At 72.8% G+C, this 19877-nt stretch carries 22 protein-coding genes and 1 pseudogene; 2 read left to right on the plus strand and 21 right to left on the minus strand.

The window, feature by feature from the left end:
• From BI06_RS11915 to BI06_RS11960, 10 genes are all read right to left on the minus strand, one after another.
• Nucleotides 1-1147 (minus strand): DnaB-like helicase N-terminal domain-containing protein (locus BI06_RS11915; protein WP_149030351.1); only part of this gene is annotated, 1147 nt, incomplete at its 3' end.
• A gap of 267 nt (nucleotides 1148-1414) precedes the next feature.
• Nucleotides 1415-2317 (minus strand): hypothetical protein, encoded by a 903-nt coding sequence (locus BI06_RS11920; protein WP_233289045.1) that lies wholly within the window; start codon nucleotides 2315-2317, stop codon nucleotides 1415-1417.
• Entirely contained in the window at nucleotides 2314-4080 is a 1767-nt protein-coding gene (locus BI06_RS11925; RefSeq protein WP_033820916.1) for a type IV secretory system conjugative DNA transfer family protein, read from the minus strand. The genes BI06_RS11920 and BI06_RS11925 overlap by 4 nt, the downstream gene beginning before the upstream one ends.
• Nucleotides 4081-4244: 164 nt before the next feature.
• Nucleotides 4245-4739 carry a hypothetical protein gene (locus tag BI06_RS11930; RefSeq protein WP_033820868.1) on the minus strand — a complete coding sequence of 165 codons (495 nt, stop codon included), beginning with the start codon at nucleotides 4737-4739 and terminating at the stop codon, nucleotides 4245-4247.
• A gap of 256 nt (nucleotides 4740-4995) precedes the next feature.
• A complete protein-coding gene (locus tag BI06_RS11935; protein WP_033820869.1) occupies nucleotides 4996-5799 on the minus strand; it encodes a DUF317 domain-containing protein in 804 nt (267 codons plus the stop codon).
• A gap of 19 nt (nucleotides 5800-5818) precedes the next feature.
• Complete coding sequence (locus BI06_RS11940; protein WP_033820870.1) at nucleotides 5819-6274, minus strand: hypothetical protein; 456 nt, start codon at nucleotides 6272-6274, stop codon at nucleotides 5819-5821.
• A 12-nt stretch (nucleotides 6275-6286) separates the two neighbouring features.
• Nucleotides 6287-6877, minus strand: a complete 591-nt coding sequence (locus BI06_RS11945) for a hypothetical protein (protein ID WP_033820871.1) — start codon at nucleotides 6875-6877, stop codon at nucleotides 6287-6289.
• A gap of 168 nt (nucleotides 6878-7045) precedes the next feature.
• Nucleotides 7046-7303, minus strand: coding sequence for a hypothetical protein (locus tag BI06_RS53390; RefSeq protein WP_233289046.1), 258 nt, complete (start codon nucleotides 7301-7303; stop codon nucleotides 7046-7048).
• 285 nt (nucleotides 7304-7588) lie between these two features.
• The gene (locus tag BI06_RS52880) at nucleotides 7589-8008 is read right to left on the minus strand and encodes a hypothetical protein (RefSeq protein ID WP_158515514.1); all 420 of its coding nucleotides are present in this window, start codon (nucleotides 8006-8008) and stop codon (nucleotides 7589-7591) included.
• A gap of 4 nt (nucleotides 8009-8012) precedes the next feature.
• Nucleotides 8013-8720 (minus strand): hypothetical protein, encoded by a 708-nt coding sequence (locus BI06_RS11960; RefSeq protein WP_033820874.1) that lies wholly within the window; start codon nucleotides 8718-8720, stop codon nucleotides 8013-8015.
• 15 nt (nucleotides 8721-8735) lie between these two features.
• Here BI06_RS11960 and BI06_RS11965 point away from each other — a divergent pair, with 15 nt between their 5' ends.
• Nucleotides 8736-9116, plus strand: a complete 381-nt coding sequence (locus BI06_RS11965; protein WP_055731247.1) for a hypothetical protein — start codon at nucleotides 8736-8738, stop codon at nucleotides 9114-9116.
• Nucleotides 9117-9220: 104 nt separating this feature from the next.
• On the opposite strand, the gene BI06_RS11970 is transcribed toward BI06_RS11965, so the two are convergent.
• From BI06_RS11970 to BI06_RS49400, 11 genes are all read right to left on the minus strand, one after another.
• Nucleotides 9221-9634, minus strand: coding sequence for a hypothetical protein (locus tag BI06_RS11970; protein ID WP_033820876.1), 414 nt, complete (start codon nucleotides 9632-9634; stop codon nucleotides 9221-9223).
• Between the two features lie 26 nt (nucleotides 9635-9660).
• The gene (locus BI06_RS11975) at nucleotides 9661-10422 is read right to left on the minus strand and encodes a hypothetical protein (RefSeq protein WP_043467783.1); all 762 of its coding nucleotides are present in this window, start codon (nucleotides 10420-10422) and stop codon (nucleotides 9661-9663) included.
• An 11-nt stretch (nucleotides 10423-10433) separates the two neighbouring features.
• The gene (locus BI06_RS11980; protein WP_033820878.1) at nucleotides 10434-10847 is read right to left on the minus strand and encodes a hypothetical protein; all 414 of its coding nucleotides are present in this window, start codon (nucleotides 10845-10847) and stop codon (nucleotides 10434-10436) included.
• Nucleotides 10848-10895: 48 nt separating this feature from the next.
• Nucleotides 10896-11540: a hypothetical protein gene (locus BI06_RS11985; protein WP_033820879.1), complete on the minus strand. Its 645-nt coding sequence runs from the start codon at nucleotides 11538-11540 to the stop codon at nucleotides 10896-10898.
• 385 nt (nucleotides 11541-11925) lie between these two features.
• Nucleotides 11926-13197 carry an ATP-binding protein gene (locus BI06_RS11990; protein ID WP_233289047.1) on the minus strand — a complete coding sequence of 424 codons (1272 nt, stop codon included), beginning with the start codon at nucleotides 13195-13197 and terminating at the stop codon, nucleotides 11926-11928.
• Nucleotides 13198-13448: 251 nt separating this feature from the next.
• Nucleotides 13449-13892 (minus strand): DUF6238 family protein, encoded by a 444-nt coding sequence (locus BI06_RS11995; RefSeq protein ID WP_033820880.1) that lies wholly within the window; start codon nucleotides 13890-13892, stop codon nucleotides 13449-13451.
• Nucleotides 13893-13904: 12 nt separating this feature from the next.
• On the minus strand, nucleotides 13905-15362 hold the full coding sequence (locus BI06_RS12000; protein WP_033820881.1) for an SCO6880 family protein: 1458 nt from the start codon (nucleotides 15360-15362) through the stop codon (nucleotides 13905-13907).
• Nucleotides 15363-15428: 66 nt separating this feature from the next.
• A complete protein-coding gene (locus BI06_RS12005; RefSeq protein ID WP_033820882.1) occupies nucleotides 15429-16865 on the minus strand; it encodes a conjugal transfer protein TrbL family protein in 1437 nt (478 codons plus the stop codon).
• Nucleotides 16866-16903: 38 nt separating this feature from the next.
• Nucleotides 16904-17602, minus strand: coding sequence for a hypothetical protein (locus tag BI06_RS12010; RefSeq protein WP_033820883.1), 699 nt, complete (start codon nucleotides 17600-17602; stop codon nucleotides 16904-16906).
• On the minus strand, nucleotides 17602-17925 hold the full coding sequence (locus BI06_RS12015; protein ID WP_033820884.1) for a DUF6112 family protein: 324 nt from the start codon (nucleotides 17923-17925) through the stop codon (nucleotides 17602-17604). The genes BI06_RS12010 and BI06_RS12015 overlap by 1 nt, the downstream gene beginning before the upstream one ends.
• 97 nt (nucleotides 17926-18022) lie before the next feature.
• Nucleotides 18023-18754, minus strand: coding sequence for a C40 family peptidase (locus tag BI06_RS49400; RefSeq protein ID WP_158515515.1), 732 nt, complete (start codon nucleotides 18752-18754; stop codon nucleotides 18023-18025).
• 18 nt (nucleotides 18755-18772) lie between these two features.
• On the opposite strand from BI06_RS49400, the pseudogene BI06_RS49405 reads away from it, so the two are divergent.
• Nucleotides 18773-18876 (plus strand): annotated as a pseudogene (locus BI06_RS49405).
• The last annotated feature ends 1001 nt before the right edge of the window (nucleotides 18877-19877 follow it).

Here is a 19877-nt window from a genome sequence, read left to right on the forward strand (position 1 = left end):
GGGGGGCGGGCTCGCCCGCACGGTCGGCGGGACGCGCGGGCGGGGTGGCCGGCGGGGCGAGACTGCGGCTCAGGGCAGCGCCCTTGCGCCGGGCGGTGCCGAGAACGACCGGCCCTCCGCGCTCCGCGGGGGTGGCGGTCGCGGCGCGCAGTCGGTCCTGAACGCGGTCGGCGGGGGCCAGAGCCCGGACCGCCGAGCCGAGTAGCGGACCGGCGGCGATGGAGGCGTCCAGCGCCATCACCCGGACGATGCCGGCCGAGGTGGCGGCGGCCCGCAGCAGGGCGGCGCGCAGGACGTGCTCCGCCCAGTAATCCGGGTCGCCGGGCATCCCGTCCGAGCAGATTTCCCGGACCCCGGCCACGGAGATCACGCCGGCGGCAAGCGCCCCGCGCCGCTGCACTTCCCACAGCACCGTCAGTTCGTCCAGCGGCTCGCGCCGGTGCGCGAGCGCGGCCATGGCCAGGTAGACGGCGCGGTGGCCGGGGTCGACGAAGTCCTCGCCGGTGAGCCAGGAAGCTACTGCGGGGATCCGCCCGGGCGTGCTGAGGAAGCTGGAGAGCAGCGCCCGTTCGTGCTGCAGGGCGGCCTCGATCGTCTTGGAGGCGTTCCCCGGCGACGGCGGGGTGGGCAGCGGGCGGCGGGAGCGCTGGTCGATCGTGCCCCAGGCGTCGCCGAGCCGTTGGATGACGGCGTGCAGGGCGCCGGTCAGCTCGACGGTGGCCTCGACCGACTCGCTTTCGGCGGCGGCGAGCAGCCGGTGGGCGTGTTCCTCGAGCGCCCTCCGGACGGCGGTCTCCAGCACCATCCGGCCGTAGCTGGCGGCGTGCTCGGACCGGGGGCAGGTGGAGACAAGGGTGTGGCCGTAGCTGGCGGTGACGCCGGGGACCTCGCAGGTGGCGGTGGCGATGGCGGTCAGCGCCCAGTCCTGCTTCTGGTCGTCCCCGGCATCCGGGGCGAGGGCCGGGTGGCCGGCGGCGTGCTGGGCGAGCAGGATCGCGAAGAACCCCTCGTGGGCCGGACGGTAGAAGTGCCGGGGCTCCAGCCACCCGGCCAGCAGCCCGACCTGGGACGGATCGAGCAGGCACGCGCCGAGCACCGCCTGCTCGGCCTCCAGCTGCGGGCTCATGTCACGGCTGACCGGTGTCACCGCGGCGCCACCTCCTCGCGGAGAGGGGCGGGGAGCATCAGGTCGCGCAGCCGGTCCAGGTCCTCGACGAGGGCCTCGTCGCGGATCCGGAGGCGGCCGGAGCCCACTGCCAGGTACCAGCAACCGTCCGCGCGGCTGATCGGCAGGAAGGCCAGGTCGTTGCGAATGATGTCAACTCCGTTGCACAGAAGGGTGGTCGAGGTGGTCAGCGGGAGTGCCGTGCAGGTGCGCGGACGTGCTGACGGGCGCCGGCCTGGTGAGAGCGGGTCACGCGACCGCCTCGCCGCGGCAGCTGAACGGGGAGCAGCCGCCCTCGGGCCCGTCCTCCAGCTCGTCCTCATCCAGGCCCAACTGCGTCTGCAGAGACCGGAGTTCAGCTCGGGTGAGCTTGTCGACCGGCGCCTGGTCGAGGGGCAGGCGCGAGCGGTGCAGGTACGCCTGCCCGAGCAGCGGCCGTCCATCGGCGTTGGCGCGGGCATTGCCGGCCCGGATCGCTGCGTCGAACTCCACGACGTCCGCCCACTCCTCGGGAGAGGTGTCGCGAATTTCCCGCCACTGGGCATTTCCGTGAAATGGACAACCCAGGCAACTCGACTTCGGAGTGGCACCCCATCCGTGCTCGGCAAGCAGCTTGAGGCAGTCCGCGCGGGACAAGCCGAGCTCGATCAGCGGGAAAGTGTGGCGAGTGTACCGGACGTCGGAGTCCTTGGCCCGGTGGAATTCATCGGTACTGATACCGATCCACTGCTCGGCATACACGCCGTTCGGCACCCGGGCGGGATGCGGGTACCCTAGGATCTGCCGCACCTGCCGCTTTATCGGCTTAATTTTATACTCGCCAGTACATTGCCGCCGAGTCATTCCCGGACTGCCGTCCTGATTGAGAATATAGAGCGGCATCGACGCGAACCTGCGAGCGGGGTCGAGGGCGTCCTTGCGGATGTTTCCGGACGAGACCCGCAGGATCGGTATGTTGGCCGGCCGGGCGATCTTCCGCTCCACCTTGTCCAGGTGCCGGTAAACCTTCGCCGGCTCCCAGCCGGTATCCGAGAAAACGGCGCAGTCCAGTTTCGGAAGCTCACCCAGCGCCGACAGAAGGAGTAGCGTTGTGGATTGTACGCCAGCGCCGAGCGACAGAATTCGAGTGGCCGGTTCGGTGGTGTAAATCATTCGGCACCACCGGCCTTGGCCATCGCCCGCTCGGTGATCAGAGCGGTCTGCCGGGAGCTGGCCGCACCGACCTCGGCGGCGCCCGGCTCCTTGTACCAGGGGCGCAGGGTCAGCAGCGCGGGTCGCAGGCCGGTCGCAAAAAGGAGCGCCGACCCCTTTTTCAGGGCGCGGATCTGGTCGGGCGGAAGAATGCGCTCCTGGCGCATGCTGACCGAGGTCGACCGGCCGGATTCCGACGTGGAATGCGAAACCGTCTCCACATCGTGGTCGCCGACCAGGCGAGACAGTTTGTCAGCGAAATCTGCGTCGTCGATTCCGCTGCCCACGAGTTTGATGGTGGCCGCGCTCCACATGGCGTCCATGCCCGCCTCGCCCCAGACTTTCTGGCCCTGGCGATAGCTCTGGAGAATGGTGATCGGGATGACGCCACGAGACCCAAGGTGGGAATACAGGTCGGGCAGGTCGCCGATTTTGCACACATTCGCGGCCTCGTCCAGAATGGCGAGGAGCGGTGGGTCGAGACGGCCTCCGGCGCGCTCGGCCTCGATGACCGCCGTGCGCATCACCGAGTCCGCCGCAGCCGCGATCAGAGCAGAGGCGCTGCCACCGCCGTCCTTGGACAGCAGGAACAGGGAGTCCTTGCGGGTGACGAACTCCTCCGGCTTGAACTGGGGCAGGTCCGGATTCGGCGTGACCCACTTGGAGATCTGCGGGTCGAGAAGGCAGGCCGCGTATTGGCGGGCGGTCTCGAAAATTCCGTCGCGGGTTTCGACGGCGCCGGAGACGGTGCCCTGGAGCTGGTCCGCGATGGCGGTCATCTGGTGCGCGCGCAGCAGGTCGACCGGGGTGCGGTCGGACGGCACGGCGAGCCACTTGAGGACGTCCGTGATCGGCCGGTGGTCGCAGCCCGCGGCCAAGAACAATGCGCACAAAGTGTTCTGGGCGGCGGTGGACCAGAAGTCGCCCTGGCTCGACTCGTCGACGGCCGCGGCGACGAAGTGGCCGGCGAGCCGTCGCGCGCCCGGCAGGTCCTTGGCGTCGGCCAAGATGTCCCACCACATCGCCTGTGGGGTGTGGGCGATCTGCTGCGGATCCATCGTCCACACCCGGCCGGCCTCGGAGCGGGCCTCCAAGCACGCCGTATAGGCGTCGCGGGCCGCCTTGTTCGAGGTGAGCAGGACGGGGCCGGGGGCGCGCAGGATCGCCGGTACGGCGATGCTGGTCGTCTTGCCGGAGCGCGGCGCCATGATGGCGACCGCGACGTCTTCCCAGTTGGAGCGGACCTCGGGTCCGGTGGGGGCGAGGTCGCCGAGCAGGATGCCGGTGTCGTCGGGGTCGATCTCGCGCGGCTTGGCCTTGGAGAGGCTGGGGCGCAGGTCCCGGGCCTTGGCGGTGATCTCGGCGGGCAGCAGCGGTGCCAGTTCGCTGCGGCCCGCGAGGCCGGTCGGCTTGCGGCGGTGCTTGGACCACAGCAGCAGGCCGGCGGCGGTGAGCGCGATTGACAGCAGCGCCGGGGTGATGCGGGTGCTGATCAGCAGTAGGAGCGGGCTGAGGTGCGGGAAGGCCCGGTCGGGGTGGAGTGCGGCGTCGACCGGCTGGAACGGGGCCCACGGGGTGCCGTCGGTGGTCGCGGCGGTGGTGGCGTTGCCGCCGAGCCAGGCGAAGGTGCCGAAGACGGCGACGGCGATGCCCGCGCCGATGAGCGCGTAGAGGAGGGCATCGGAACCGGGGCTGGCGGAAGGGGATTTGGGGGAGGCGGGCAGGAGCGGGTTCCTTGACAGGGTTTCGGCCTGCCGGGCAGGGGCGCGCGGCGGCAGGGGGCCCAGAGCGGGCGGGGAGTGGGCGGCGATCACGGCGGGACAGAGGCCCGAGACGTGGGTGATCGGCCCGGTGGCCGGCGGGTGGTCAGCCGGCGGGGACTGCGGGGTCAGCGGGAGGCGGAAGCCTTGGCTGACGTGGGTGCGCGGGAGGCGACCGGTGCGGGGGCGGCACCGTTCAGGGCAGCGGGACGCGCGGGCGAGGCCGTACGGGTGCGGGCGGCAGCGGCGCGGGGCGCGGCAGGAGCCGCCCCCTGACCGTCGGTCTCGTCCGGGCGTACCAGTTGGGCTTCTGCGACGCGGTAGCCCGCGGTGGTGAGCTGGGCGCTCGCGTCCTGAAGGGCTGAGGCCATGGCTGAAGCCGGCAGCAGGTCCTGGTCGGTGAGGGTCTCCAGCCGCTGGGAGGCGGTGTCCAGCAGCGCGGTGAGTCGCTCCAGCAGGCCGGTCTCGGGGGCCATCACCGCGAGCGCCACCGCGGTGATGGCCTCCGCTGTGGTGGCCCGGTGGACCTGGGCGGTCGCCTGCACCAGCCGGGACTGCAGGTAGGCCAAGTCCCTCCCGTCGAAGGTGTTCTCGATCCTGCGGATCGGCAGCGGGGGCACCACGCGGGTGGCGTATCCGGCCCCGGTGAGGAGCTGCTCGGCGAGGCGGATGCGCTGGTTGACGTCGCCGTGCCCGGCGTCCTCGGCGGTGAAGATCGCGCTGAGACCCTCGTTGGAGAATCCCGCGCGGGCCAGGAGGGTCCGGCTGGCCAGGTCGGTGGCCTGGGCCCAGGCGCTGCCGGTGGTGGTGGAGCCCTCTCTGATGGGGAAGCGGGCGAAGACAATCTGGGTGGGGTCGGACAGGCGGAGTACTTCCTGGTCAGCGCCGTGGGGGGTGGCCGTGGCCGGGGTGGCGGGGGTTGAACATGGCGCCCGTGTACTCGACGGCGGTGAACCGGCGGTTGGGATCGGCGGGCTGGGCGGGCCGGGTGGCCAACTTCGGCAGCGCAGCCTCGGACAGGGTGCTGCGGCGGCGGGCCACGGGCGTGGGATCGGCGACGGCGGAGGCTAGGATCGCCACGTACCGCACCGGCGTTGCGTGGCCGAGGACGATGGTCCACTGGTCGCTCCAGGCGGGTCCGAATGAGGCTTGTGCCATCCAGGCCCCCACGCCCTCCCCGCACTTGTCGTCGGTCGAGGTGGGTGAGTACCTGAAGCTGGTGGTGCCGTCCGGCGACGCGAGACGGACGAAGTGCGGGTCGTCCTGGAGCTGCCAGCCGGCCTTCAACAGCGGGCGCCAGGCGGTCGTCGGCGAGGCGGTCGGCTCGGCGACGATCTCCTCCGGCATGGTGTACCGGTCGGCGGCGACGGCCTGGACGAACGCACCGACGATCTCACCGGGGGTGTCCTTGGTGAACGTGGCCTGCCAGTAGGGCACTTGGTCCGCCGGGTGCTTGCGGACGGTGACCCGGTAGAGGTGGAAGATCCGGTGCGCTTCCATGGCGATCTCGATGCGCCGGCACGGGCTGGTGGCGATGACCTGGGCCAGGGATTCGTCGAATCGGTACGGCCACTCGTGGAGGTGGAGCAGCGGTGCCAGGACCGGCAGGGGCCCGGGGCCGGCGAGGTGGCGGGGGCGGACGAGCACCTCGTCCTGGGGCGCGGCCGAGGGTGAAGTGGTCAACGTTTGGGTCCTCGGGGCGTCAGCGGTGGGGAGGTTCGACGATGCGGGAGTGCGGCGGCACGGCGAGGGCTGGGGCGAAGTGGACCGACGCCGTCGTGCCGGCGGCCCGCAGTGCCGGGGACTGGGCGGTGGCGGCCCGGCTGCGGGTGGTCTCGTCCGCGGCCTCGGCGATGGCGTCGGCGGTGGCAGCCGTGCGGAAGGCCGCGGCGGAGATGGCGGTGGCCTCCGTGAGCAGCGGCTCCCACAGGGGAGGCCGGTCGCCGTACTGCTGCGCGACCTGGCGACCGATCTCCGTGACGGCACCCGCGAGTTGATGAACTGCGCCGGGCATCAGGGTGAGGCCCAGCAGCACCTCGGCGGCCTCGTGGGCCGTCAGCGAGGGAGCGATCTCGACGATCTCGGAGAACGCGCGGCCGGCACGGGCGATGGCCTGGTTGGCGACATCGAGGGGCCCGGTGGTGCGGGCGTCGGTCAACGGTCCTGCTTTCTACAGGCGCCGCCCGGATCGAGCCGCGGCGGTGACGAAGGGAGAGGGGGCGGGGAGAAGACCTGTCCGGCGGCCGGGTATGCCGGCCGCTGCCGCGCGGGGACGGGTGAGGCCGGTGCTGCGGCTCTCGGCGAGCTGGCAGACGGCCAGGGCGAGGGAGCGGTCGCGGCCGGTGTCCACGATGGTTCCGTCCGGTCGAGCGAGCGGCGCGACGAGGCGGGCCTCGTGGTCGCCGACGCGCAGCAGCGCCCACCGGCACGCCGCCGAGGCGTCCTCGGAGGCGATGCCGGTGGCGGCCAGGATGCGCCGGGCGGTCTCCTGGAAGCGGTGATCCGCGGGGCCTGCGGCGTCAGGGTCGGTGCGCAGCGTGCACTGCCACACCAACCTGGTGCGCAGTGCCTCGGCGGGCCCGGCCGGCGGCGGCAAGTGCGCGGCCAGCTCCGTGGCGAACGCCATCTGGTCGGCCGGGAGGTCCGCGGCGGGACGCCAGGCGTCGATGAGACGCAGGCGGTTCTGCTGCTGGGCGGCGGCGGCCGTGGCGGAGGCGAGCAGGTCGCGGGTGGAGGCGTACCGGGCGATGGTGGGGTGCACGTCACCGTCCCGGGGCCGGTGCGACCGTCCGGCCGACCGAGGCGAGCACGGGCTCCGCGGCTGGGGGCGTGCTGCTGCCCGGACGGGAGGCGGCCTGTTCGGCGCGCAGGACCTGCACGACGAGGGAGGAGGCTGCCGCGATCCGGGACGGGCCGGCGGGGCCGGCGCTCAGTTCGGGTTCTCCGTGACGCGGTCCGCGCTGGTGGCGGCGGCGGCCAGCTCGGGCAGGTCGGCCGGCTCGGCCTCCCGCTGGTCGATCCACCAGCTGGCCTTGTCCAGCGTGCGCAGCTGCTCCTCGACGGCCAGCCACGCCTCCTCGGTGAGCGCGCCCTCGACCACCAGGGCCTGGTAGCCGGTGGTCACCAGCTGGTGCCGGCAGCGCTCGCCCCAGGCGATGGCCCGCTGGGGGCCCTCCAGCGGGGGCATGCCGAACTGGGCGGCCCACGCGGTGGCGGCTTCCTGCTCCTCGGCGCGGCGGGCGGCGATCCACGCCTCGCGTTCGGCGGTGTCCTCCTTGCGCTCGGCGAGCCAGCAGTCGCGGCAGGAGCGGGTGGCGAGCCAGCGGGCGTAGGAGGCGCGCTTGTCGGCGGGGCGGGAGGACAGGTCATGCTCGACGGTGTGGCCGCAGTCGTGTTCGACGGACCACCGGGTTCGGACAGCTATGTTGGGTCTCCTGTGAACTCGGTTTGATGGGACAGGGATTGGGTCAGATCAGCGGGCTCGCCGCGGGTGGGAGGAAGGGGGAACTGGGGAAGTCGTCTCTGCTCTAGCCGGGCCGGGGCGCGGGGTTCGCGTGGACTGCAGCCGGGCGACGGCCGCGCGGGGGATCGGCTCGGTCCCGTTCCGGTGGTGCAGCGCCTGAGCGGTGCGGTCGACCTGACTCCCGAGGAGACGGGCGGCGCGTACGGCGGGCCCGAGCGCAGCGGGCTGGTCGAGCCAATCTGCTGCCAGTTGCAGGACTTCCTCGAGCTCGCGGATCACAGGACTGAGGTGGCCCAGGAGGTCGGCCACCTCGACCTCCTCGGTGGGCTCCGGCAGTAGCTGGCCCAGACGGCGCACCGCCCACGAGCCGACGAGGCTCGCGTCGTGATCGCCAAGCTGGGCGCGGTTCAGGGCATCGGTGTAGGACATCGGCTCACCGGGAGTTCGAGTGTCCGGCGGCCCACGCGATCCGCGGGTCGACGGCCGGGACGGTCGCGGCGGTGGTCGCGGCAGCAGTGGCGTGCAGAGCGGCAGAGGAGCGGAGCCGGCCGCTGGTGGCGAGTGCGGCGCGGGCACGGGGGCTGGCGGGGCCGCTTGTGCGGGCGGCCGGTACGGCGGCGGGGCGTGCCGCGACGGCGGCGAGGTCCCTGCCCGCGCCGGCGAGCACGGTGGTGGCCTCGCCGACCACGGCCTCGACCCGCGCCAGGTCGACGCTGCCCGGGTCCGTGCGGACCTGGTCCTCGATCGCCCGCAGCCGGGAGGCGATCTCGGCACTCAGCGCGGCCCGGTCGTGCAGCAGGGCGTCCGCGCGCTGGTCGTCCCGGCTCGGCCCGGTCGGCGGGTGGACGACCGTGTTGAACGGGTCCGGTGCCGTCGGGGTGACGGGCCCGAGGACGGGCGCCTTGAACACGCGGGTTTCGAACGGGTCGTCGTTCTGCGCGACCTGGGCGAGCGGCGCGGCGGACGGGGGTGGGGTCCGGTTCATCTCTGCGATCAGCCGGGTGGCGAACGGGTCGGTGGACTCGTACGGGCCAGTGAGCGGTTCGAAAGCCAGGTCGGAGGCGACCCGCAGCCCCTGGCCGCGCAGCGCGGCGACGGCGGTGGAGGCCCGCTTGTCGCCCTCGAACTCGGGCTCGTCCATGACGTAGAGGCCCGGGTGCCCGCCGGTGCCGGTGAAGCCGGCCTCGGCGAGCGCGTAGGCGGCGGTCTGGTTGCTGTGCGGGTTGGTGGCGACGATGCCCAGCTTCGGGTGGCGTCCGACGTGGACGTCGAAGCTGCGGGGCGGAGCCGGGGCGCTGGCCTGGACGACGGCGTCGGGACCGGCGGCGCGTACGGCCGGGCTGTCGAGGGCGGGATTCGTCGCGTCGTTGTAGTCGAAGGCGGCGTCCGCACTGACCTTGACCCCGCCGCGGCGCAGGGCGGCGACGGTCTGCCGGGCGTGCAGGAAGATGTTCTGCTCGCTGCGGTCGAGGGCGTGCCGTCCGTCGGCGAGCTGGCGGAATCCCGCGCGGGCGAGCAGCGTATGGGCGGTCGGTGAGGCGTCGGGGCCGACGTCGGCGACGACGCCGTACTGCGGGTCGCGGGTGATGGAGACGTGCTCGGGGGTGATGCGCTGCTCCTCGGGGCAGATGGTGGACGCGGTCAGCGGCGGGCGGCCGGTGCGGACGGCGGGGGAACGGGCACAGCGGGCCGGGGCTGGTCGGCTCCGGCGGAGCCGGGCGCCGTGGTCGCGGTGCGGGCGGCGGCGACGCGCGCCGCCGACGATGGGGAGACGGCGACGGCGGCGCCTTCGAGGCCGGGCAACGGCGTTGGCCGGGAGGTGATCGGAACGCCCATGTCCCTCAGGGCTGCTGCGAGTTGGGCTGCCGCCCTGGACTGGAAGATCGGGTCGTGCTCGGCCAGGGAGTAGCGCTCCGGAGCGTCCTCCAGACCGAGGCGGAACCCGGAGGCGGTCAGGGCGTCCAGCACGGCCGGGGCGCGGCTGGCGGTGGTCACGGTGATGCCGGCGGAGGCCAGGCGGCGGAAGGTGACGCCGACGGTCTGCTGGTGGGGCAAGCGGGTGTTCTCCAGGAAGGGCTCGGTCAGCGGGAGGCGGAGCGACGGGGGGCTGGTCCGGGAGGCAGCGGCGCAATGGCGGGGGCGACTGCCATCCGCGCCCGCCGTGATGGACGGGCGGCCTGGGCGCGGGTGGCCGGCGGGTGGGTGGTGTCCCGTAGCTGCGTCGCCCGGAAGTCGCGGCGAGCCTGTGGCCCGTACCAACTGGCGTAGTGGTCCGTGATGTTGAGGTGTTGCGGGTCGTGCCGCAGGATCATGTAGGCGTGGGAGTCGGCGCCTTCCGGAGTGCGGGCCAGCCACCACCTGACGCCGTCGTCCCAGTCGTGCATGGCCTCCACGACCACGGCGCCGGACACCACCTCGTGGGCGAGTTCCCGGTCGGTGGGGATCAGGCGGTCGGCGGCCAGGTCGGCGGAGACGATTGCCTGGGCTGTCTCCGCGACGCGGCCGACGTCGGGGAACGGGCCCTCGTCCTGTAGCCACCGGTAGTGCTGGACCACATCGCCGTTGCGCTGCTCGGGGCGGTGCCAGTTGACGACCGGTACCCGGGCTGCGACCAGTCGGTCGACGAGCCGCCCCGCCCTGCGGATCTGCTCGTTCGGGTCGACGCTTCGGCGCTGGTGCCAGCAGTCCAGCGCATCACCCCGCCTGGAGAATCCGGCCTGGTAGATCGCTTCGCGGGCGGGCTGGGGCACCTGGCCGTTCAACACGACGAACTCGCCGTGGTCGTAGTCCCAGCCGAACGCCACCAGCCCGCCGGTGGTGCCGGGATCCGTCGTCGTGGGCATCAGGCTCCCGATCAGCGGCGCCGTGCCGAGGTCGGAGAAGCCGTCACCGGAACCGGCGCCGGGCCGGTGGCCGGGGCGGCCTCGGCCGCCTTCCGCTTCACCTCCTCCTCGCGAGCCTGGAGCAGCCGCACCAGGTCGGCCTCCAGCGCATCGCGTTCCTCGGCCGCCTCCTCCAACTTCTCGAACTGCGCATCCAGCTCGTCGAGGACGGCGTCGTCCACGCGCCGCTGGGCGGTGGCGACGTTGACCAGCCGCACGCGCTGGAAGGACACCGCGGTCTCGGCGGCCACCAGCGCGCGGTGCGTGTCGAGCACCCGCGCGGTCTTCGCGTCGGCCCGCGCCTGGTTGGCGATCAGGGCGGTGATGCTCTGGCCGAGGGCGGCCTCCAGGCGGGCGTCCTGGCGGGTGAGCGTCATGGTCGACATGCGTCTCCAAGGGGTAGGAATAGAAGCGGAGTTGGCGAACTGGGAAGGTCAGAAGGGGGGCTCCAGGCCCGGCCCGGCGAGTCCGGCACTGATCACCGGGCGAGGCGGTCCCACGGGGAGTGCGCCCGGGCGGCCGAGCACCACGGGGGAAGTCCGGCGGGCGGCGGCGGCCCGCGGGGCATCGGGCACCGGAGCCTCGGCCGCGTACCCGTAGGAGGTCCACTCCGCGCGTGCGGCGGCGAGGCTGGGGTGGCGGCTGGGGCCGTAGTGGCCGCTGTCCGGCTCGGTGTAGAACACCGCCGCCTCACCGGCGCCGGGATAGTCGACCAGCAGCTCGATCGAACCCTCCGGCGCCTGGTGGTGCGCGTGGATCACCAGGTGGCCGGCGGCGACGTCCTCGCTCACCAGGTGCACCCAGACGGTGCGGTCGCCGATCGTCCGCGCCGGGCCTGGGGGTGACGACGTCCCCAGTGGCGACGGGGCCTTGGCGCGCAGGCGCTGCTCGTCCGCGCTGTACACCCGGGTGATCCCGTAGTCGGCGGCGGCCAGCAGGCGCCGGGCGTCGCGGATCTGCCGCTCGGCGGTGGAGGCGCTCGTGTCCCGGCGGATGCGGTGCAGCCGCAGGGCGTCGTCGCGGACGAACCCGGCCTGCTCCAGCCAGTACGCGCTGCGCCCGTCGGGAGGGTCGGCCACGATGGTCTGCCGGTCGGGCAGGTGGGCGATGGTGACGTTAGGGATGACGACTCCTGGGCGGTCAGCGGTGGTGGGTGCGGCCGGACCGGGCGGGAGCGGCTGGGATTGTGCCGCTGGGCTCGGCGCCGACGGGCGGAGCGGTGGGCGAGCCCCGGGAGACGGTGGCCTGGCCCCGCTGCTCGCGGGTGAGGCCAGCCGAGCGCCGGTAGTCGGCTTGCTCGGGGGCCGGAGGGGTGGCCGTAGGTGCTGGCCCTCCTGGGAAGGAACCCGGAGCGTTGCAGGATTCCGCCCGCGTCGAGGCTGGCCTGTGCGACGATGGCGTTGCCGGGCTCGTTCACATCGGGGTCGATCACCACGCGGAGCACCCGCAGGCGGTCGGGCGTGATCATGCCGCTTCCGGGGCCGCGTGCATCCGGGCGTCGGTGTCGAACAGGGCCAACTCCGCACGGTGCAGAAGATGTTGGACAACGAACGAACGCCCTGCCACCTTCCACAGGCCGCGGCCCTTGCCGAGGGCGGCAATGGCGGCAGTCTCGACGCCGCTGAGGCCGAGCAGTCCGGCGGTGGCGGCCAGCTGGTCGCTCTCCTGCCGGTAGATCACGCGCGTCGCGCAGTCGGTGAGCAGGCCCTCGGCGAGCGCCCGGGTCCGGGAGCCGGCGTCGCCGGCCGACAGCAGGTCGCTGAGGCGGTGGATGATCAGCATGTTCGCGATGCCCAGTCCACGGCTCAGCTTCCACTGGCTCTGCATGCGTTCCAGCAGTGCCGCGTGCCGCATGACGCGCCACGCCTCGTCGTAGATCACCCACCTGCGACCGCCGTTGGGGTCGCTCAGTGCCGCTTCCATCCACGCGGACGCGCAGGTCATCGCGAGCGTCAGCGCGGTGTCGTCGCCGGAGGATCCGAGCCGGGAGAGGTCGATCGTCAGCATCGGGCTCTTCGGGTCGAACTCCGCGGTCGACGGCGCGTCGAACATCCCCGCGAGGTCGCCGTTGACCAGCCGGCGAAGCGCGTGGGCGAGGTCCTGGGCGGCGGCGCCGACCCGCCGGGTCGGGTCGCCGAGCGCGGCGTCCAGGACGGCGGCCTGCCCGAGGACGGCCGCGACGTCGCCCAGCAGCGGGACCTGGCCCGTGCGCGCGCTGCGGTCGACCACCGCGTCCAGGGCGATGTCCATCGCTGTGTACTCCATCGGCGCCAGGTCGCGCCGCAGCACGGTGCGGGCCAGCGAGCCGAGCAGCAGCAGTCGGCGCTTGCGGACCTCGCCCGCCCAGTCCGCCAGGTCGACGCCCGTCGGAGGGGCCGGAGCGTCAAGGGGGTTGAGCCGTCCCGGGAGCCCGGGGCCGAGGGCGATGGTGGTCCCGCCGATCGCCTCCGCGACGGACGTCCACTCCCCCTTCGGGTCGCACGGAACGTAAACGCGGTAGCCAAATGCCGTGCTGCGCAGGGCAATTGACTTTGCCAGTGCGGACTTGCCCTGGCCGATCACGCCTGCGACCAGCGTGTTCGGGTTTGTAAAGTTTTCAACTTTCCCGTAGAGGGCGAAGGGGTCGAACACGAAGCTGGCCTCGGCGTGGACGTCGCGGCCGATCAGGACGCCAGCGGACCCGAGGCCGCCCTCGGCGAGGAAGGGGTACGCCGCGCTGGCCGTCGCGGTGGTCATGCGGTGCGAGGGAAGTCGCAGTCGGCCGCCGCGTAGGGAGGCGGGGCCGGGGCGTCCGGCGGCGGGGTAAGCGGGGAGGAGTTCGGCGTTCTCCTCGCGGCGGGTCTTCGGGCGCTGGGGGCGGCCGGCCTGGCGGGCGGCGCGTCGGGCGGCGGCGAGGTCGCGCTTGGCCTGGCGGCGTGCTGAGCGGTCCGAGCGGGTCGGGGTGAACAGGGGGGTGGCACTGGCGGAGCGCAGGAACGTTTCTCCTGTCAGACGCGAGGGGTTGTGGTCGGTGTGCCGCGGAGCTCGGAGGGGGTGGCGATCACCCGGACGCGGCCCGAGGTGGTGCTGTGGCGCTGGCAGATCACCATGTCCGGGGCGCCCTCCGGCAGCCGCAGCGCGCACGCCTCGCGGGTGGGGCGGCGCCCGTCGGCGCGCGGGGCGCGGTGGTAGGCGTCGTGGAGGGCATCGCAGGTCTGCCACAGCCGGATACGGGCGGCGTGGAGGTGGCCGGCCTCGGCCGGGGCGAGCGGCCGGGTGGTGCCGGTGTGGGTGTCGAGCAGCGCGAACAGGGCGACGCAGTGGGCGTGGAGCGCGTCCAACTCGCCTCGGGAGACGGGTTCTTGCTCCGGGATGGCGGTGTGGTGGTGGACGTCGACGCCCGCGGTCGCGAAGCGCAGGAGGCGGTGGTCGCCGGTGGGCGGGTGGTGCACGGCTGCCTCCCGTCAGGTTCGGGCGAGCGGCAGGGCCGCCTGCGCGAATGCCTCGGCCTGCTGCCAGCGCAGGAGCCGCGGGTCCAGCCCGGTGCCGGCGGCGGCGGTCTCGATCGAGGCACAGGCGCGGCGCAGCTCCTCCGGGTTGTCGGCGCTGACGACTACCAGGCCGGTCAGGTCGACGTCGGCGTGGCCGGAGATCAGCTCGCGCTCGTGCTGCTTGGCGTCGGCGTACTCCATGCTGTCGGCCTCGGAGTCGACCTGGCCCTTGCGGACCCGCTCGGCGGCGTCGGCGATGATGCTCGACTTGGTGCGCTGCACCGCCTTGAGCGCGGCGTCCAGCGCCTGCGGGCCGTAGGTGAGGGAGAGGGTCCGGCGGGCGCCGCCGGCGAAGACCAGCGGGTGGAGGAACCCGTGGGTGACCTCGGACCTCGGCCACTGCTCGATCCAGTACACCGCGTGGCAGGCCGTGTCGGTGGTGAGGCGGCCGGGTTCCTCGACGACCACGACGGGACCGGCGGCGGCCGGATCGGCGACGGCCTCGCCGGTCTCCGACCACTGCTCCAGGTTGGCGAGCGACTTCGGGTCGTAGGCCGAGCGGATCACGGCGGCGATCTCGCCGGTGCTGAGCCAGCCGCGGGGGTTGAGGCCCGCGTTGCGCAGAGACTGCTCGAAGCCCGGGACGAGCTGGGACAGGACACTGAACGCACCGGTCAGGCCGCCGCCGGCCTCGCCGATCAGGCGGCGGGCGCCCTTGAGGTCCAGGCTGATGGCGATGTACGCCTCGTGCGGTGCTGCGGTCGGACCCGCGGCGGCGAGGAGGTCCTCGTAGACGGGGCCGGCGACCTTGGCGTCGGGGCGGCCGTTCTCCGCCCAGTACCGGGCGAGGGCGTCGCCGCTGTCGGGGACGGTGCGCTCGATCACCTGGACGGTGGTGATGTAGCCGGTGCGGGCGAGCGAGGCCAGGCACCGGCCCCAGGCGTTGACGTTGCCGGCCTGGGTGGAAGGGTCCAGCAGCGCGAACGCGCGGCTGGAGACGCGGATGACGGCGGTGAGGCTGTTCTTCTGCGGGTTGTGGATCGCGCCGAGCGTGCCGCCGGGGGCGGTGACGGCGCGCAGGCTGGCGTCGGTGCCGGGCAGGTGGAGCAGGCCGTCGCGGCGGGGCCGGGTGGCGGGCCGGGCGAGCCAGACGAGCTGGCCCTTGGCGCGGCGCAGGTAGTACCGGATGAGGATCGGGGCCCAATCTGCCACGGAGCGGCTGTGGAAGCGGATCAGGACGAGGGCGGCGGCCAGGGCCCAGAGCGGGGTGGTGAGGGCGGCGCCGGCAAGTCCGGTGGCGACCATGGTGGCCAGGAGCATCGCGCCGGCGGTGCCGACGACGGTGAGCTGGGCGGCGGTCAGGCCGAGTAGGACTCCCCGTCGGGATCGGCTGGGGAAGCGGACGGTCGGTGTGGGAAGGTCGGCCGACAGGGGCGACTCCTTCGGTCAGAGCGGGGAGTACCGGCCGGGGCGGGTGGTGGCCCCGGCCGGTGCTGGTCAGGAGGTCGGCGGCGTGGAGGAGCCGACGGGGCTGCTCGGCGCTGCAGCCGGGCCGGCGGCGGACGCAGGCGGGGCGGCAGGAGCCTGGGCGCCGCTGCGGGTGGCGCGAGCGGCACTCATCACGACCTGCGGCGTGGCGGACCCGCCCGAGGCCGCAGCGGCAACTGCACTCGCGGGCTTGGCGGTTGACCCCTCGCTGGCGCCGCCCCCGGCGGACTGGCCGGAGGTGGGGGCCCGGGAGATCAGCGGCTGACCCTGGTCGCCACCCGACTGGGCGCGGCGGGTGATCAGCGCCTTTCCGACCGCGTCGCCGCCGCCTCCGGAGGAGGTGCCGGGGAAGCGGAAGGTGCTCTGCGACGGAGACGACGAGCCTTCGCCGGAGCCCGAGTTGCCGGAGCCGCCACCGGCTGGGGCGTCCTGGCCGGGCACCTGCGCCGGGCCCTGCGGGGCGGCTCCGCCCATCGCTGCTCCGCCCGCTCCGCCGGCACCCGCGGTCGCGGCCATCCGGGCGCCCTTCTGGGCGGTGGCGGCGCCGACCTGCAGGCCGGTGGCGGTGCTGCGGTGCAGGTCGTGGGCCTGTCCGCCGTCGCCTGCCCAGTGGACGAACTTGTAGATCGCCATGGGGCTGAGCAAGACCAGGGCCATGACGACGAGGCCGGCGATGATGTCCGACAGGGCCTGGATGCCGTCCTTGGTGTCGGTCTGGCCGAGCGCGGAGACGCCGACGAGCATGATGATCGTCATGATCAACTTACTGAACACGACCGTGGCGGTGGCCTCGATCCACTTCCGGCGCCAGTCGCGGGTGGGCTCCCAGGCGCCGCCGGCCGCCGCGAAGGGTGCAAGCACGACGAGCACGAGGATCGTGACCTTGCGCAGGACCATCGCGCCCCAGTAGAGGATCGCCCCGGCCGCGCAGCCGAGCGCCACCAGCGCCGGGATCGCCCAGCCGAGCGGCGTCGTGACGGTGATCATCGACACCTTCACCAGCCGCCTGACCGCGTCGTCCATGCTCGAGTTGGCGATCTGGAACAGCCCCCGGCTGAGGGCGTCGACGATGACCAGCGAGACGCCGGTGAAGGTGATCGCCGTCATCGCGAACAGGGTCGCCGAGACGGTTCCGGTGACGGCCTGGCCGAGCGCCTGGCCATCCCGCCTCCACGCGGCGCGGATCAGCTGGAAGATGAAGGTCATCACCAACATCACCAGCGCGATCGGCAGGATCGTCGCGTAGTTGGTGCGGAACCACTCCGCACCCAGGTCGACCGAGGTCGTCTTGTCGACGGCACGGGAGGCGAGGTCGACCGCGCTCTTGGCGAGGTCGCCGGCGGACTTCGCGACCCAGTTGCCGATGGAGTCGGTGACAGAATCGCTGACGCCACCGACGATGACATCGCAGAGCAGGCCGGATCCGGGTAGATCACAGAAACCGATGGGCGATCAACTCCTACGTTGGGGACCGGTGGTGTAGGTCAGGGGTAGACGGTGGTGGCGATGGAGGCCAGCGCGCAGTCGCGGCCCGGCCGGCACTGGACGGCCAGGGTGATGGCGCGGTCCTCGGCGCCCCGGCCGCCGTCGAGCCAGCTGACGGTCTGCTTGCCGGTGACGGTGACGGCGTAGATGTAGGCGACGGTCAGCTGCGTCGGGTCCTTGCCGATGGCCTGCTGCCACGCGGCGGGCAGGTGGGCCTCGGCGGCCTCGCCGACGGCGTGCTGGCCGTTGTCGCGCATCCGGCTCCACAGGGTCGGGTCCGGCAGCTGGGCGGCGAGGGCGTCCGGGTCGGCGTACTGGGTCTCGTCGGTCAGCCAACCGCGGAGTCCGGCCAGCTGCTGGGGCTGGGTCGCGGTGCGGGTGTCGTAGCTCCACAGCGCGCTGGCGAACGCCTTCGCGTACGCGATCGGGTCGCTGGTGTGCGGTGGAGCGGCCACGACCGACACACCCGGTGTCGCCCCGACCGAGGGGGCGGGACTCGGTCCGTGCGGCGAAGCTGTCGAAGTCGCGGAAGTAGAAGGGCTGGAGGGGGAGTTGGCGGCGCTCGGGGTGCGGTGGCCGCCGCCCGCCAGCCGGGCGGTGAGCCCGGCCAGCAGGGCGACGACCACGAGCACGCCCAGGCCGATCAGCAGCCGGCGCAGCAGGGTGGACTGGCCGGTGAACGGCGAGGACTTCGGCATCAGTGGACGCTGGTCCCAACCGTCGAGAAGAAGCTGACGATCCCGTTCGCGGCGCCCAGCAGGAGGGCACAGCCGGCCGCGACGAGGGCGCCTTGCTTCCCCTTCTGCTCGCTGCCGTGCGATCCGGTGTGGTGGCCCCAGGCCCAGACGATGCCACTGACGCAGAGCGCACCGACGACCGCGATGATCGCGAAGAGGTTGATCGAGCCGACGGTGGACTTCAGGACGGACAGGCCGGGCAGGCCGCCCTCGGACGGCGAGATGCCGGGATCGTAGGCCAGCTGCTGGGCCTTCGTTGCGGCGTCGGCGAGGTAGGTGAGCAATCACACTCCACGGCTAGAGGGGCAGGAAGATGCGCGGCCGAGCCGCGCGGGAAGGGGAGAAGTGCGCGAAGTGCGCTGAGAGGGACGGAAGTTGCCGTCACGGGGCGATGCGGCGGGCGGCGATGATGTCCGCCTTCCACGACGCGAGCGTGGCGATCTTGACCACGTCGCCCGTCTTGGGGGCGTGCACCACGAGGCCCTGGCCAATCGCCATACCCACGTGCTCCGGCCCGTCCGGGCCGGGCCGGGTGTACAGCAGGTCGCCCGGGCGGATGGCGTCGACGCTCACGCCGGTGCCGTTGTGGACCTGCTCGTAGGTCCGGCGTTCGATGGAGATGCCACCGGCCTTGTACGCCTGCTGCGTTAGGGACGAGCAGTCGCACCGGCCCATGGGGTCCTGGCCGTGCGCGTCGGTGCAGGTGCCGCCCCACTGGTAGGGCGTGCCCAGCTGACCGAGGGCGAACTTGATGGCGTTCTGCACGGCAGGCGGGACATCGGTCGGGATCTGGTACCCGGCCGGCAGGACACCGGGCGGGATGACGCCCCAGTTGGTTCCGTCGTCGCCTCCGGTGCCGCAACCGCTCGGTGTGGCCGGTGCGGAGGGAGTGGGCGACGGGGTCGCGCCCGGCGAAGGAGTGGGCGCGGGAGTCGAACTCCTCGACAACACCTGGGAGATGGCCTGCTGGAGAGCGGTCGCCAGCGGCTCCCACTTGGCGTAGGCATCCGGGAATCCGGACCGCTGCACCTTCTGCGCCGCCACGGTGAGCGGCAGCTGCTCCCAGCCGGGAACCTCCAGCAGCGCCTTGTAGAACTTGGTCGAGGCGTACACCGGGTCCTGGATCTGCTCGGCCGTGCCCCAGCCCTGCGACGGGCGCTGCTGGAAGAGGCCGAGCGAATCCCTGTCCCCGTATGACAAGTTGCGCAGGTTCGACTCCTGCAGCGCGGTCGCCAGGGCGATGACCTGCCCGCGGGCGGACACGTTCATCGAGATGCCCGTCGCCGTGATCGTCTTCGCGAAGGGGATCTGCACGGCCGGGTTGTCCAGCCCGGCGACCGGGCCGACCTGCCCGGTCGCGCCGTCCAGGATCTTCTTGACCTGGGCGGCGACCGCCGCGCTGTCCACAGGCTGTGGACCGGGGCTGGGTGTGCAGGTGTCGGACTTGGTGGAGTCGTTGGCGCTGACCGCCAGGGCGGGGAAGGCGATGGCGAACGGCGCCAGGAGGAGGCTGGCGAGACCGCCGCCGACCCACTTCTGCCAGCTCATCGCGCCCCCCGATCGTCACCTCCGGCCGGGACGGAGTGAGGGTCCGGCGGGCGGGGATTGGGCATCCGCATCCGTGCGGTGAGGGCGAGCAAGGCGGGGGCTCCTGTCGGATCGTGTGGCCGGGTGCGGGGTGGGGCCCGCTCCACCCGGGTGCGGGCGAGCGGGCCGGCGAGAGCGGCAGCAAGCCGCGCTCGTAATCTCGAAAAAGGCATGGGTGTCCCCTGGAATGGGTGGGGTGGAATTCGCTTGCGGTGGCCGAAGGTATCGAATCGAGGGCTCGCAACCTAAAACGGCGTGGGCCCTGCGGTCCGGGATAACCCGTCGGCAGGCCCGGAGGACGCTAATGCCTTCTCGACTCGCGACCAAAAACGGGCTGCTGGTCGTCGGTCAGGCATAAGCCGGTGTTCCTCCGGGGTGCCCCACCGTAGAACCAGACTGGCTCGGAACCTAAAACGGGATATCCGGGCCGGTCGCTCTCCGGGGGCGTGGCAGACGATAGGCGCAGTGCGACTCGCAACCTAAAACGATCTTCGCAGGGGTGGTCGGGGGTGCGTTTTAGGTTGCGAGCCCTCTCTGGGCTAGGTTCCTGACGCAGCCGCAGGCCGAGCGTTCCGGAGCCGCCTCGCTGGCCTCCGTTCACCAGCCGAAAGGCCAGGTCGCAACGCCGGTTGCCGCTGCTGCCCCCCAT

Source organism: Kitasatospora sp. MBT66 (genome assembly GCF_000710405.2).
Lineage (GTDB): Bacteria > Actinomycetota > Actinomycetes > Streptomycetales > Streptomycetaceae > Kitasatospora > Kitasatospora purpeofusca.